The following is a 14,186-nucleotide window of genomic DNA, read 5'->3' as shown; positions in this document are numbered from 1 at the left end:
TCACTCCTTGGCCGCCGCGACCGCGGCGAGGGCTTCGATGGTGGGGTTCTCGATGACGTCGCGCGGGGATATCTCCAGGCCGCTCTCCTGGGCCCGCTGGATGAAGGCGATGGCGAGGATGCTGGTGCCGCCGAGTTCGAAGAAGTTGCTCTCGACGCCGATCTCGGCGTCCGTGAACAGCTCGCTGAAGATCTCGCAGAGCGCCTTCTCGGCCGGTGTGCTCGGCTGCCGTGCCTCGGGCCGCACGGTGAGGCCCGGCGCCGGGAGGGCCGCGCGGTCGACCTTGCCGTTGGGGCTGAGCGGCAGGGCGCCGAGCATCGCGTAGACGGCCGGGACCATGAAGTCGGGCAGGGAGCGCAGCATGTGCTCGCGCAGTTCGGCGGGCGTGGGCGCGGTGCCGTCGGCCGGTACGACGTAGGCCACCAGCTGCGGGCTCGTCCCGTGGTCGGTGCGCAGCGCGGCCACCGCCTGCGCCACCTTCGGGTGCCGGCCGAGTACGGCCTCCACCTCGCCGAGTTCGATCCGGAACCCGCGGAGCTTGACCTGGTCGTCGGCCCGGCCGTGGAAGCGGATCCGGCCGTCGGCGTGCCACGAGGCCAGGTCACCGGTGCGGAACATGCGCTCGCCGGCCGTGCCGAACGGATTGGCCACGAAGCGCTCCGCGGTGGTCCCGGGACGGCCGAGGTAGCCGCGGGCGAGTCCGGGGCCGGCGATGAAGAGTTCGCCCGTCTCACCGGGCGGCACCGGGCGGAGTCCGTCGTCCAGGATGTGCACCGACACTCCCGGCAGCGGACGGCCGATCGTCACCTCGTCGCCGGCGACGAGCGGCTCGGTCATCGTGGCGCAGACGGTGGCCTCCGTCGGTCCGTACGCGTTGAGCAGCAGGACATGGGGTGCCCAGCGCTCGACGAGGGCCGGCGGGCACGCCTCGCCCGCGACGACGAGGGTGCGCAGGTCGGGGACCCGCTCGGGAAGGATCGTCAGGGCGGCGGTGGGCGGCAGCACGACATGGCTGATCCGGTGCTCGCGCAGGACCGCTTCGAGGGTGTCCGCCGCCAGCGTCCCGGCCGGCGGCACGACCAGCGCCGCTCCGCTGGTGAAGGCCGACAGCAGCTCGGTCAGGAAGGCGTCGAAGCTCGGCGAGGCGAACTGCAGTACGCGGCTGTCCGCTGTCACCCGCATCCCCGAGACCTTGGCGGCGGCCAGTCCGGCGAGCCCGGTGTGGGTGACGGCGACGCCCTTGGGGCGGCCGGTGGAGCCCGAGGTGTAGATGACATAGGCGAGGTGCGCCGGGGACAGCGGGCCCGCTCGCTCGTCGTCGGTCAGGTCCGTGTCCGGCACCGACTCCAGCGCCGAGAGGTGCTCAGGGGCGTCGAGTACCAGCCGCGGGACCGGGAGCTCCGGCGGCAGGCCCGCCTGCGCGGCCTGGGTCGTGCACAGCAGCACCGGCGCCGCGTCCTCGACGATGAAGGACACGCGCTCCGCCGGATAGGTGGTGTCGACGGGCAGGAAGGCGGCGCCCGCCTTGGCCGCGGCGAGTACGCCGATCACCATCTGCGGGGAGCGGGGGAGGGCCAGCCCCACCAGCCGCTCGGGCCCCGCGCCTCGCGCGACGAGTACGCGGGCCAGCCGGTTCGCCCGGTCGTTCACCTCCTGGTACGAGAGGGATTCGCTCTCGGAGATGATCGCGATGTGGCGCGGGAACTCCCGTGCTGTTCGCTCCCAGAGTTCCGCAAGCGTTCGCAGCGTCAATTCGACAACCTCCAAAAAAATACGACGTAATCGCATGGGCCGTCACCGGATGAGCTACCTGACGAGCCATTTCGGCGCGGGGCAGCACAAGGCGACACGCGGCGGTCAGGATTTCGCCCGCATGGTTGTGTCCCGCATGGCGCCGAGTCGTCCGGGCGCGCGTGCGAGTCATGGCGGGTACTGGTGAACAGCCCGTTGTCAATGAGGGTTAATGAAGAATGGGCAGGATGGGACAGCGGTGCGACAACGTGCTGCGATGCGAAACGATCAGCGTCAAGGACGCCTACGAGCAGGGTCTTCCGGCCGACTGCGTGAGCAGCCTGCTCCGCCCTGGTCTTCTGTGTGACATTCCCCCGTCACCCCGAACCAGTCAAAGTTGGTGCGTCCTCGATCCCTGGGACCACCATTTAGTTTCATGGGACCCGAACTTTATTTCATGTTCGTATCCCGAGTGTCAAGGGTGATCCGCACGCACCGGGGACGGATCGCGTTCTCGCAGGTCGGGTCGCTGTACATTCACCGCAGGCCGGTCAAAACGGAACCATTCGATCCGGTGTGCGGCGGTCGTGTTTTTCTTTGCTTTGGGTTTCTGTACGCGGTGATCGCGGAGTGGTTCGCGTGGCGCCTGTTTACGGTGTTCCTGTCCGAGTTTACGCTGTTCCCAGGGCGTCCGACGGCGTCCGGCCGCACGCCGGGACGTCCGGTGGAGGAGGCCGACCGGGCCGGCCGGGCCGGATCGAGGGCGAGCGGTTGGTCTGCTGCCGGCAAAGCGTCGCAAAAAGGCGGCAAAGCGGATCCGAGTCGGAGCAACGGCCGTAGCTGAGGCAACATCTTGGTGAACGGTGGGCGCCGCGCGGTCGGGGTGCGGCGACGCCGTCGGCCGGATGGGATGAGGGACGTGGTGGAGCCGAGGATCGCCGTCGCCGTGGTGACCATGGGCAACCGGCCCGCCGAGGTCGACGCCCTGCTGGAGTCCGTGGCCAAGCAGGATCTCGCCCCCGCCCGCATCGTGATCGTCGGAAACGGCTGCCGGCTGCCCGAGTTCGCCCGCCGGCTCTCCCTGCCCGGCGAGGTCACCACGATCGACGTCGAGGAGAACCTCGGCTGTCCCGGCGGCCGGAACGTGGCCCTGGCCCGGCTGCGCGAGTTCGGGGACGTCGACGTCGTCGTGGAGCTGGACGACGACGGGCTGCTCGTCGACGCCGATGTGCTGCGCCGCGTGCGCGACCTGTACGCCGCCGATCCCCGCCTGGGCATCGTCGGGTTCCGTATCGCCGACGAGCACGGTGAGACCCAGCAGCGGCACGTGCCCCGGGTGGGCAAGTCGGATCCGATGCGCGGGGGGTACGTCACCGGATTCCTCGGCGGCGGGCACGCCCTGAGCATGGCGATGCTGGCCGAGACCGGGGACTGGCCCGCCGAGTTCTTCTTCGCGCACGAGGAGACCGACCTCGCCTGGCGCGCCGCCGACGCCGGCTGGAAGATCCGCTACGCGCCCGAGCTGCTGCTCCAGCACCCCAAGACCTCGCCGGCCCGGCACGCCATCTACTACCGCGTCAACGCCCGCAACCGCGTCTGGCTGGTCCGCCGCCGGCTGCCGTTGGCGCTCGTCCCGGTGCACCTCGGCGTGTGGACGCTGCTCACCCTCGCCCGCACCCGCTCTTCCGCGGGGCTGAAGGCATGGTGCGCCGGGTTCGTGGAGGGTCTGCGGGAGCCGGCCGGGGAGCGGCGGCCCATGCGCTGGCGCACGGTGTGGCGGCTCAGCCGGCTCGGGCGCCCGCCCGTGATCTGAGCGGTACGCAAGGGCGGTTGGCGCGGATCCGAGCGGCGGGACGGCGGGAGTCCGTCGGGGATCCGCCGAGAAGACGGGACGGGACCCCGGTCGTTCACCTCCGCCGACCGGGGCCCCTGCGTCCCCGGATCCAGCCTGCGGCGACACTCCCCCGAGTTACGCGATACACGCGCGCGCCGTGGGGCCGGATCCGATGGAAATGATCACATCAGGCCCCGCCAACGGATCGCTAACATGTGGCCAACGGTTCGTCGGCAGGTCGCGCACCGGTTGGCCGGAACTTGCCGAGCGTACGGGAGACCGGTCGTCGGACAGGCCGGTCCTGGGGCCGGGGCAGCAGGCAGAAGGTGGCGGGAAACCGCCCTGAACAGGGCGGATTTCCGCCAGGGAACGGCGGGCGAGCGCCCGCGGCGGAGCACGGTCGGACCCGACCGCGCGGGAAGGCAGTGGAGCGGCGTGATGCGGCGGTACGGGCTGCGGTTCGGACTGCTGGGACCGCCGGTCCTGTACGACCGACCGCCGTACGAGATCTCGTACGCGCCCTCGATCGAGACCACAGCCGGCTCCTCGGCCGGCGGCTTTGACGACACCCCCGAGGACGGTGTCCGCGCCCTCGGCAGCCCCAAAGTGCGTGCCCTGCTCGCCGCGCTGCTGCTGGAGGCGGGCCGGGTCGTGTCGGTCGAGTCGCTGAAGGACGCCCTGTGGGGCGGGGCACCGCCCGTCTCCGCGCAGGCCAGCCTGCACAACCACGTCACCCGGCTGCGCCGGCTCCTGGACGACCCCGAGCGGCTCAGGGCCGTACCGCCGGGGTATGTGCTGCGCGTCGATCACGGAGAGCTGGACGTGCACGTCTTCGACGCCCTGGTCGCCGAGGCGCGGGCCGCGCACGCCCGGCGGAAGTGGCCGGATGCCGTACGGGCGTGCACGGCCGGGCTCGCGCTCTGGCGCGGCACCCCGCTGAGCGGGCTCCCGGCCGACTTCGGCGGTTACCCCCTGGTGCAGCGCCTGGAGGAGGCCCGGCTGCTTCTGCTGGAGTGGCGCTACGACGCCGAACTCGCGCTCGGCGGCGCACGGTTGGCCGCGCTCGCGCCGGAGCTGGCGGCGCTCGTCGCCGAGCATCCGCTGCGCGAGGCGTACCACCGTCAGCTCATGCTGGCCCTGCACCGCACCGGCCGCCAGGCCGAGGCGCTCGCCGTCCACCGCGACCTGCGCGCCCGCCTGATCGACGAGCTCGGCATCGAGCCGGGTCCGGCGGTCCGTGAGGCGCATGTCGAGGTGCTGCGGGAAAGCGGCGCGGAGCGGCAGCCGGAGGCCGAGGAAACACCCCGTCAGCAGCCGTACGACCAGGACGGGTCGGTGTCGGACGGCGAGGAGGAGCGCGAGGACGGGCGGCCGCAGGAGGGCGGGCTGGCCGTGCGGCAGACCCCGCGCCCGGCCCAGCTCCCCGCTCCGCCGGCGCACTTCACGGGGCGGGCCGACGCGCACCGCGAGCTGCGGCAGGCGCTCACCGAGCCGCCCGCTCCGGCCCCCGCCATCGCCGTGATCAGCGGCATGGCGGGCGTCGGCAAGAGCGCGCTCGCGCTGTATGTCGCCCATGAGCTGAGGGAACGTTTCACCGACGGTCAGCTCTACGTCAACCTGCACGGCGCCACCCCCGGCATGACCCCGCTCACCGCCACGCAGGCCCTCGCCGCCCTGCTGCGGGATCTGGGCGTCGAGCCCCGGAACGTCCCCGAACACCCGGACGCCGCAGCGGCGTTGCTCCGCTCGCTGTTCGCCCCGGCCCGCATCCTGCTGGTGCTGGACGACGCGGCGAACGCGGCCCAGGTGCGGCCCCTGCTGCCGGCCGGACCCGGCTGCGCCGTGATCGTCACCAGCCGCTCGCCGCTGACTGCCCTCGACGGTGCCCGGCGCTTCCCGCTGACCCCGCTGACCGGCGAGGACAGCGCGGCGCTGCTGCGCGCGGTGAGCGGCCGGGAGGGACTGGACGCCGGGCACGCGCTGGTCGAGCTGACCGGTCGGCTCCCGCTGGCGCTGCGTGTGGTCGCCGCCCGGCTCGCCGCGCGCCGTGCCCTCACCCCCGAGGTACTGGCGGGCCAACTCGCCGAGACCGGCGGCCGCTTGCGCCACCTGGAGTACGACGACCTGAGCGTCCGGCGCTCCCTGGCCGTCGCCCACGACGCGCTCGCCGCCGCGGAGCGTGAGGCCGACCGGGACGCGGCCCTCGCCCTGCGCCGCATCGGTGCGCTCGACCTGCCGACCTACGGCGCCCCCCTGATCGCCCGGCTCACCGACACCGACGCACGCCGCGCCGAGGCCGCCCTCGACCGCCTGGTCGACGTCGCCCTCCTGGAGGAGACGGCCTACGGCCGCTACACCCCCCACGACCTGGTCCGCGACTTCGCCCGCGAACTGGCGGACCTGGGGCGGGGTGACGAGGGCGGCATGCGGGACGGCCGGGCGGACCCCGGGCCGGGGGAGGCCGGGGAGCGAGGTGCCGTCGGCCGGGGCGGCACCGGGGACACCGTGGCTGCCGCCGACGTGGCCGACGACCCCGATCTCCTCGCCCTGCGCTGGTATGCCGCTGTGGCCGAGCGGATGCTTGAGGTGGTGGTGGAGCCCGGGCTCGATCTGGAGGATCGGCGGCGGCCGACCGCGGCGCAGCCGGTGGAGCATGCGGCCGACGTGGCGGAACTGGGGTCCTTCGAGTCCGCCGAGGTGGCCTTCGCCTGGGGTGAGGTGGAGCTGGAGAACGTCGTCGCCCTGGTGGAAAGGAACGCGGACACCGTCGACCCGCGTCGGGCCGCCCATCTGTCGGTGCTGGTACGGCTGCTCTTCCCCTACGTCCAGCGCGGCGGCCGCGTCGCCGAGATGGAGGTGCTGGGGCGGGCGGGGCTCGGGGCGGCGCGGCGGCTCGGGGACCCGGCGGCCGAGGCGTACGCGCTGGGCGACCTCGCCGGCCTGCACTTTCTGACCGGCCGGCAGAAGGACGCACTCACCCTCACCGACCAGGCCCTGGCGATCTGGCAGCGGCTCGGCACGGCCTCCAGGATCCGGCGCTGTCTGAACAACCGCGGGCTGCTGCTGGAGGGGCTCGGACGGTTCGCGGAGTCCGGGGAGGCCCTGCGGCAGAGCCTCGCGTACTCGCGGCAGCTCAACGACCCCTACGGCGAGGCCGTCACCCGCAGCCACCTCGGCAACCTCTACGAGCACACCGATCCGCGCGCCGCCATCGAGCAGCACCGGCGCTCGCTGGCCATCGGGGACGCGATCGGCGCGGTCATCGTGCAGCACTCGGCGCACTGCAACATCGGCTACGCCCACCTCACCCTCGGCGAACCGGCCGCGGCCGCCGAGCACTTCGAGGAGAGCCTGCGCATCCTCGGCGGCGCCGGCGACTGGCACGGCGAGTCGCAGACCCGGCTCGGGCTGGTCCGCGCGCTGCGACAGCTGGGGGAGACCGAGCGGGCGGGCGGGGAGTGCGCCGAGCTGCTGCGGCGGGCCGACGCCCGCGCCGACCGGTACATCGGCGGTCTCGCCCGGCACCAGCACGGGCTGCTGCTGCGCGAGCGGGGGCGGCGGGCGGAGGCGTACGACACCTGGCGCGCGGCGCTCGCGGCGCTGGACGGCACGGACGAGCAGACCGTGCTGGGCGAACTGCGCGCGCTCCTCGCCGATCAGCCGACCGGCCCCTGATCCGCGCTCACTTGGCGTCGGCATAGCACTCCACCACCCCCGTCGTGAACGGGAACCGCACCGGTGTCTCGCCGAAGGTCAGCCGTCCGGCGAGGTCGGCCGAGGCGCGGATGGCCCGCACGACGGTGTCGGCCTCCTCGGACGGGCAGTGCACGATCACCTCGTCGTGCTGGAAGAAGACCATCTCGGCCTTGAGATCCGCGCAGGCCCTGCGGAGCGCGGCGAGCATCAGCAGGGCCCAGTCGGCGGCGCTCCCCTGGACGACGAAGTTCCGCGTGAAGCGGCCCCGCGCACGGGAGTTGGCGGAGGCGTAGCCGGGGACCCAGCCCTGGCCGTCCGCCGCCGGCGCCTCGCCGTCGTCCTCGCCGAGAGGGATGCCCGCCTCCTCCGCCGCGTCCTCCCCGGACCCGGCGGCCGGCGGGCAGGTCCGGCCCAGCCAGGTGCGCACGAGCCGGCCCTCCTCGCCCGCGCGGGCGGCCTCGTCGACGTAGGCGACGGCCTTCGGGAAGCGGCGGCGCAGCGCGGCGAGGTTCTTCAGGCCGTCGCCGGAGGTCTGGCCGTAGACCGCGCCGAGCACGGCGAGCTTGGCCTGGTCGCGGTCGCCGGAGAAGGCGCGCTCGGAGACGGACTGGTAGAGGTCGCTCTCGCGGCCGGCCACCTCCATCAGGCCGGGGTCGCGGGAGATGGCGGCGAGCACGCGCGGCTCCATCTGGTCGGCGTCGGCCACCACCAGCCGCCAGCCGGGGTCGGCGACCACGGCCCGGCGGATCACCTTGGGGATCTGCAGTCCGCCCCCGCCGTTGGTCACCCAGCGCCCGGTGACCGTGCCGCCGGCGAGGAACTCGGGGCGGAAGCGGCCGTCGCGCACCCAGTCCTGGAGCCAGGACCAGCCGTGCGCCACCCAGATGCGGTACAGCCTCTTGTACTCCAGCAGGGGTGCGACGGCCGGGTGGTCGACGGACTGGATCTCCCAGCGGCGGGTCGAGCGCACCTTGATCCCGGCCTGCGCGAAGGCCTTGATCACATCAGCGGGCAGGTCGGGACGCACCCGGCGGCCGAAGGCGGCGGACACCTCGTCGGCCAGCTCGGCGAGGCGGCGCGGCTCGCCCCCGCCCGCGTACCGATCGCCCAGCAGGCCGTGCAGCAGCTCGCGGTGGACCTCGGCGCTCCACGGCAGCCCCGCGTGGTTCATCTCGGCCGCCACCAGCATCCCGGCCGACTCGGCCGCCGTCAGCAGCCGCATCCGGTCGGGGTGGGCCGCCCGCTCGTGCCGCCGCAGCTGGTCGGCGTAGACCGCGAGGAGGTCGGTCAGGGGCAGCCGGGCGGCCGTGGGCTCGAACAGCGGGGACTGGGCGCCCGGTTCGGCCGCGCGCAGCGGCGGGTCGGGCGGTACGGGGCCGCCCCGGAGGCGGGCCAGGGCGGCGGCGGCCGAACGCGGCTCGCCGTGCCGGCCCTCATGGCCCAGCAGGAGTGTCTCGGCGTCCTCGATGTCGTAGCACCGCTCCACTCGCACCCCCGTGGCGAGCAGACGCGGATAGACCTCGGGGGTGGACCGCCACACCCAGCGCGTCACCTCCGGGCGGCTCCGCACCGCCCCGGCGAGATCACTCTCCCGCCGCACCGGCCCGGCGGGCAGCCCGTCCGGGCCGAGGGGGGCGACGTCCACGCCACCGTCCTCGGCCGGAGCGAGCGCCCACCGGTCGGTCATGGGTGCGAGTCTGGCACCCGGGTCTGACAATCGCCCTGACCTGCGGTTCGAGTCGCGGAAGGGGCGTGCCCGGGCTCGCGGACCGGCCACCGGCCGCGCCCCGCGAACCGGCCTCAGCCGTCCGACGAGCCCGCTGGCTCGGTGGTCGACGGGCCCCGCTGGCTCGGTGGTGCGGCGGGCCCCGCCGGTTCCGTGGTGCGGCGGGCTTGCCGGCTCAGCCGTCCGGCGGGCTCGCCGGCTCGCTCGTCGGACGGGCCGCCGACCGAGCCGTCCGATGGATCCGGCGGCTCAGTGGTCCGAGGAGGTGGGCTCGTCCGACGTCTCCCCGATCGCCGCCTTCTGCTGATCCACCAGCAGGGACAGCACCTTGGCGACGTACTTCTCGGTGTCGGCCTTGGTGATGCCGAGGCCGCTGAGGACGCCCTCGCCGTTCTCCTGCTCCAGGAGCGCGAGCAGGATGTGCTCGGTGCCGATGTAGTTGTGGCCGAGGCGCAGGGCCTCGCGGAAGGTGAGTTCCAGGGCTTTCTTGGCCTCGGGGCCGTAGGGGATCAGGTCGGGTACCTCCGCCGCGGCGGGCGGGAGCGCGGCCGTCGCGGCCTGCCGTACGGAGTCCAGCAGGACGCCCTGCTCGACGATCGCCCTGGCCGCCAGGCCCTCCGGTTCGGCGAGGAGGCCGAGGACCAGGTGCTCGGGGCGGCCCTCGGGGTTGCGGGCCGCCACCGCCTCGTTGTGCGCGGACACGACCACCTGCCGCGCGCGCGGGGTGTAGCGGCTGAAGCCCTGGCTGGGGTCGAGATCGTTGGACTCCTTCGGCACGAACCGCTTCTGCGCCGCCTGCCGGGTCACGCCCATGCTCTTGCCGATCTCGGTCCAGGACGCGCCGGAGCGGCGGGCCTGGTCGACGAAGTGGCCGATCAGATGGTCGGCCACGTCACCGAGGTGATCGGCGGCGATCACCGCGTCCTGGAGCTGGTCGAGGGGTTCGGGGTGAACCTTCTTGATGGCCTCGATGAGGTCGTCGAGGCGTACGGATGCCGTGATGTTCGGGTTGGTCGCCATGTGTCAACCGTAGGTTGCACCCCCTCTACTGTCAACCGATGGTTGACAGTAGAGATTTCCTGCGGACTGATCACTTCGGAGCGGCCACCAGTCGCACCGCGAGCCCCGTGAACACCGTCCCGCTGAACCAGTCCAGTCCCCGGGCCACCCGCCGACTGCGCCGCAGCAGCGAGGCGAGCTTGCCCGAGAGCAGCCCGACCGACCCGTCGACCATGACGCCCATCAGCGTGATCGTGCACCCCAGGACGAGGAACTGCTCGCGCACGTGCCCCAGTTCGGGGTTCACGAACTGCGGCAGGAAGGAGACGTTGAAGAGGATCACCTTCGGGTTGAGGAGGTTGGTGACGGCTCCTCGCCAGAACGCCCGTCGGCGTCCGCGTCCCGGCACCGCCTCCGTCTCCGCGGTGCCGCCGTCTCCGCGGAACGCCCTGAACGCGAGGAACAGCAGATAGGCCGCGCCGGCCCAGCGCAGCGCGTGATACAGCGTCGGCAGGGTCAGGAACAGCGCCGACAGCCCGAGCGCCGCGGCGACCGTGTGTACGAACATCGCGCAGGCCACCCCGACGGCCGCCGTCAGCCCGGTCAGGGGTCCGCCCCGGCTGCCCACCGCCACGATGAACATCATGTCGGGTCCCGGGGTGACGCAGAGTGCGAAAGCGGCGATCAGGAACGCCGCGTAGAGAGACATGTCCACCATGCGGCCATGCTCGGCACCGGCACGCGCGCGCAGGGTGGAATTCCAGGCTCTGAGACGCCGGCCGGCTCAGGGCCGCTCCTGTTCGTACATCACCACCAGCACACCGTGCACCGGCTGCTCCGGACCGTCCTCCTGTGCGCCGTCCACCAGCTCCGCCAGTGTCTCGCGCAGCCGCCGCGCCCGCTCCGGGGTCAGCCGCAGATGGCGCAGGCTCAGCAGGTGCTCGTCGGGGGAGCGGTCGACCTCCTGGGCGACGGCGTTCAGCAGTGCCGCGCGGTCGGCCGGGCGCGGCTCGGCGATCCGCAGGCGCCGCCCCGTGCGCCGGTAGCGGTGCTCGGTGCCGCCGCGGACCGTACGGGTCTCGGCGATGTGCACGAGCCCTGCCGTGTGCAGCGTCTTCAGATGGTGCGCCACGCTCCCCTTGGCCACGCCGAGCCGCACCGCCAACTGGCTGATGGTGGCGGCTTCGTGGGTCAGCGCGAAGAGCAGCCGCTGGCGCAGCGGATGGGCGAGCGCGGCGAACTGCTCGGGCGCGGAGATGTCCAGCACCCCGTCGGTGCCGGTCTCGCCTCCGGGTGTGTCCCGTTCCGTCATGGGGCAAGCGTCTAATTATCTTGACGCTTTCGCAAGTCCGCTGCTCTACTGCCGCCATGACGACACCGACGCAGACTCCCGTCCCAACTCCCGCCTCTGTCACCGACGTTCCCGCGGTCGTCGAGGAGACCGCCCGTCTCGTCACCGAGCACTACGTCTTCCCGGAGGTCGGTGAGCGGCTCGCCGCGCTGCTGCGCCGTCGGCTGACCGAAGGGGTGTACGACACCACCACCGCCGAGGAACTCGGCGCGAGGGTGACCGAGGACCTCCAGTCGGAGAACGGCGATCTGCATCTGCGCCTGAAGTACCACCCCGAGCCGGTCCCGCCGGAGCAGGGCGAGGCCGCTCTGGCCGCCATGCGACGCCGGTTCGACGCCTCTCTGGGCGGCGTCCCGCGCGTGGAACTGCTGGCCGGCGGGACGGCTCTGCTCGAACTGGCCCCCTTGCTCTTCCCGCTCGCCTGGGCGGCCGAGCCGCTCTCGGCGGCGCTCACCCTGGTCTCGCGCGCGGACCGTCTGATCCTGGACCTGAGAGGGAACCGCGGCGGCGATCCGGAGACGGTGGCCTTCGTGTGCAGCTACCTGCTGGACGAGCGCACGCATCTGAACACCCAGTACGCGCGCGTGGGGGAGCGTTACGACCAGTTCTGGAGCCTGCCGTACGTCCCGGGTGCCCGCTTCGGCGGCACCAAGCCGGTCTCTGTGCTCACCAGCGGGAACACCTTCTCCGCCGCCGAGGAGCTGAGTTACGACCTCCAGCAGCTGGGCCGAGCGACGATCGTGGGGGAGACCACACGAGGCGGCGCGCACCCGCGCGAGGGCTGGACCGTGCACCCGCACCTGGAGGCCACGATCCCGGTCGGCCGCTCGGTCAACCCCGTCTCCGGCACCAACTGGGAGGGCACGGGCGTCCGCCCCGACGTCCCCTGCCCGGCCGACACGGCCCTGGAGTGCGCCCTGCGGCTGGCCTCCGGCGCCTGACGCGGCACCGGGCGGCGCACGGCTGAGGGGATCACTCCGCAGTCCTCCTCCCGAACCCGGACAATCCCGCCCACTACCGTGGTCCCGCCGGCGCGTGGGGGCGGCCCGCTCCCGGACGGTTGTCCACAGGCTGTGGACGGCGCTCGGCGTGCTGTCGGTGGCGCATGGCACGATCGATGGCGTGACCAGCACTGCCAGCACCGTCGAGCGGGCCTTCCGGGCCGCGCTGTACGACGACACCGACACCGGCCTCGACACGGGCGCCTCCCTGCTCGCCGCCGACCCCGCCGCCGAGGCCGAACTCGCGCGGCGCGGCGAGGAGTTCGTCGCGGCGGCCTGGCAGCGCGGCTGGCAGCCCGCCGATGTCGTACGGCTGGTGCGGCGCGAGCTGGAGGACGGGCACGTACGCCTGGCCGCCGAGCTGATCCGGGCGCAGTCCGGGCGGGACCGCCCGCGCGGGCGCCGCTGGGCCGCCCAGCTGGCTGAGCTGCCCGAAGGCCCCGCGCGCGAGGCCGACCGCTTCGCGCGGGCCACGACCGCGCTGGAGCTGTACCGCCTGCTGCTGCGCCTGCCCGCCCTGGAGCCGCTGGAGGAGCCCCGCCGTGCGGCCGGCCCAGGCACCTCCCGGATGCTCGCCCGGATCCGCGCGCTGCTCGCCAAGGCCGAGGCGACCGGGTATCCGGAGGAGGCGGAGGCGCTCAGCGCCAAGGCGCAGGAGCTGATGGCCCGGCACAGCGTCGACGAGGCGCTGCTGGCCGCCGAGGCGCCCGCCCCGGACGCGCCCGGGGCCTGCCGGATCGGGGTCGAGCCGCCGTACGAGCAGGCCAAGGCGGTCCTGCTGGACGCGGTGGCGGGCGCGAACCACTGCCGCGCGGTGTGGAACGAACCGCTGGGCTTCTCCACGGTCGTCGGCTTCGAGGCGGACCTGGAGGCGGTCGAGCTGCTCTACACCTCGCTGCTCGTGCAGGCCACGCACGCGATGACCAAGGCCGAGGCGGCGCAGCGGGCGGGCGGCCGCAAGCGGACCAAGACCTTCCGGCAGTCGTTCCTCGCGGCCTACGCCCACCGGGTCGGTGACCGGCTCGCGGCCGCCGCCGAGACGCAGGTCAGCCAGGATCTGCTGCCGGTCCTGGCCACCAGGGAGACCGCCGTCACCCACCGCCTGGAGCGCATGTTCCCCGAGACGACCACCACCCGGCTGCGCGGGGTGAGCGACGCGGCCGGGTGGACGGAAGGCGCGCGAGCGGCGGACCAGGCACAGGTCAGATCCCGCCCCCGGCTTGAGTGAGCGGCGTCAGTCGCCGACCTGCTGGAAGGCGCTCACCGAGGCGTTCGGGCCGCTGCCCTGGAGTGCGACGGGTCCGTACGACCAGGGGAAGCTGCGGGAGGCCGTGGTGCCGGGCAGGGTGATCTTCACGGTCTTCGCGTCGAGGCTGGTCTTGTCGCCCGCCTTGCCGCGCACGTAGGCGATGGTGAAGCTCGCCGAGTCGCCCTTGTTGAGCTTCAGCTTCTGGGCCTGGGCGCCCTTGAGGACGGGCACCTTGGCCTCGGTGCCGCCGGCGCCGAGCACCACGCCGGCGAAGTCGTCCAGGGTGCAGGGGGCGCTCTGGTTGGTGAGGCTCACAGGAATCTCGCCCGTGTCACCGGCGCCCGGAGCCACGCTCGCCGACCCGATCTGCACGGAGACCTTGCCGATCTCGCAGGCCGAACCGCTGTTGCCGCCCCCGCTCTTCTTGCTCCCGCTCCCGCCGCCGTTGCAAGCGGTCAGCAGCAGGGCGGCGGCGAGGGCGGTGACGGTGAGCGGAATGGCGCGCATGAGCAGGTCCCATCGAGGTCGTGACGGTGTCCCTGCATCATGGCGCCTGCGCGGCGGCTCCGTTCGCCCACCCCTCCCGGAATCACCGCTTC

At 73.2% G+C, this 14,186-nt stretch carries 11 protein-coding genes; 5 read left to right on the top strand and 6 right to left on the bottom strand.

Going from position 1 to position 14,186, the window contains the following annotated elements; all coding sequences use genetic code 11:
- Window positions 1-1,752 carry an amino acid adenylation domain-containing protein gene (locus tag O1G22_RS18785; protein WP_270082395.1) on the bottom strand — a complete coding sequence of 584 codons (1,752 nt, stop codon included), beginning with the start codon at window positions 1,750-1,752 and terminating at the stop codon, window positions 1-3.
- A gap of 415 nt (window positions 1,753-2,167) precedes the next feature.
- On the opposite strand from O1G22_RS18785, the gene O1G22_RS18780 reads away from it, so the two are divergent.
- The 3 genes from O1G22_RS18780 to O1G22_RS18770 all read left to right on the top strand — a co-directional run bounded on the left by O1G22_RS18780 (window position 2,168) and on the right by O1G22_RS18770 (window position 7,240).
- Window positions 2,168-2,575, top strand: coding sequence for a hypothetical protein (locus tag O1G22_RS18780; RefSeq protein WP_270082394.1), 408 nt, complete (start codon window positions 2,168-2,170; stop codon window positions 2,573-2,575).
- Window positions 2,576-2,650: 75 nt separating this feature from the next.
- Window positions 2,651-3,544, top strand: a complete 894-nt coding sequence (locus O1G22_RS18775) for a glycosyltransferase family 2 protein (RefSeq protein WP_270082393.1) — start codon at window positions 2,651-2,653, stop codon at window positions 3,542-3,544.
- A gap of 459 nt (window positions 3,545-4,003) precedes the next feature.
- Window positions 4,004-7,240: an AfsR/SARP family transcriptional regulator gene (locus tag O1G22_RS18770; RefSeq protein ID WP_270082392.1), complete on the top strand. Its 3,237-nt coding sequence runs from the start codon at window positions 4,004-4,006 to the stop codon at window positions 7,238-7,240.
- Window positions 7,241-7,247: 7 nt separating this feature from the next.
- On the opposite strand, the gene O1G22_RS18765 is transcribed toward O1G22_RS18770, so the two are convergent.
- From O1G22_RS18765 to O1G22_RS18750, 4 genes are all read right to left on the bottom strand, one after another.
- The gene (locus O1G22_RS18765; protein WP_270082391.1) at window positions 7,248-8,948 is read right to left on the bottom strand and encodes a bifunctional 3'-5' exonuclease/DNA polymerase; all 1,701 of its coding nucleotides are present in this window, start codon (window positions 8,946-8,948) and stop codon (window positions 7,248-7,250) included.
- 288 nt (window positions 8,949-9,236) lie between these two features.
- Window positions 9,237-10,007: a Clp protease N-terminal domain-containing protein gene (locus O1G22_RS18760; protein WP_270082390.1), complete on the bottom strand. Its 771-nt coding sequence runs from the start codon at window positions 10,005-10,007 to the stop codon at window positions 9,237-9,239.
- Between the two features lie 70 nt (window positions 10,008-10,077).
- A complete protein-coding gene (locus tag O1G22_RS18755) occupies window positions 10,078-10,704 on the bottom strand; it encodes a LysE family translocator (RefSeq protein WP_270082389.1) in 627 nt (208 codons plus the stop codon).
- Window positions 10,705-10,770: 66 nt separating this feature from the next.
- Window positions 10,771-11,298: an ArsR family transcriptional regulator gene (locus O1G22_RS18750; protein WP_270082388.1), complete on the bottom strand. Its 528-nt coding sequence runs from the start codon at window positions 11,296-11,298 to the stop codon at window positions 10,771-10,773.
- Between the two features lie 56 nt (window positions 11,299-11,354).
- Between O1G22_RS18750 and O1G22_RS18745 the strand changes: the two genes are divergently transcribed.
- Window positions 11,355-12,278: a S41 family peptidase gene (locus O1G22_RS18745; protein WP_270082387.1), complete on the top strand. Its 924-nt coding sequence runs from the start codon at window positions 11,355-11,357 to the stop codon at window positions 12,276-12,278.
- A gap of 181 nt (window positions 12,279-12,459) precedes the next feature.
- On the top strand, window positions 12,460-13,566 hold the full coding sequence (locus O1G22_RS18740; protein ID WP_270082386.1) for a DUF2786 domain-containing protein: 1,107 nt from the start codon (window positions 12,460-12,462) through the stop codon (window positions 13,564-13,566).
- A gap of 6 nt (window positions 13,567-13,572) precedes the next feature.
- Here O1G22_RS18740 and O1G22_RS18735 read toward each other — a convergent pair whose 3' ends face one another.
- Window positions 13,573-14,094, bottom strand: coding sequence for a DUF4232 domain-containing protein (locus O1G22_RS18735; protein WP_270082385.1), 522 nt, complete (start codon window positions 14,092-14,094; stop codon window positions 13,573-13,575).
- Between the last annotated feature and the right edge of the window lie 92 nt (window positions 14,095-14,186).

The sequence above is a fragment of the Streptomyces camelliae genome, assembly GCF_027625935.1.
Classification (GTDB): domain Bacteria; phylum Actinomycetota; class Actinomycetes; order Streptomycetales; family Streptomycetaceae; genus Streptomyces; species Streptomyces camelliae.
This window is presented reverse-complemented; position numbering and strand designations above follow the sequence as displayed.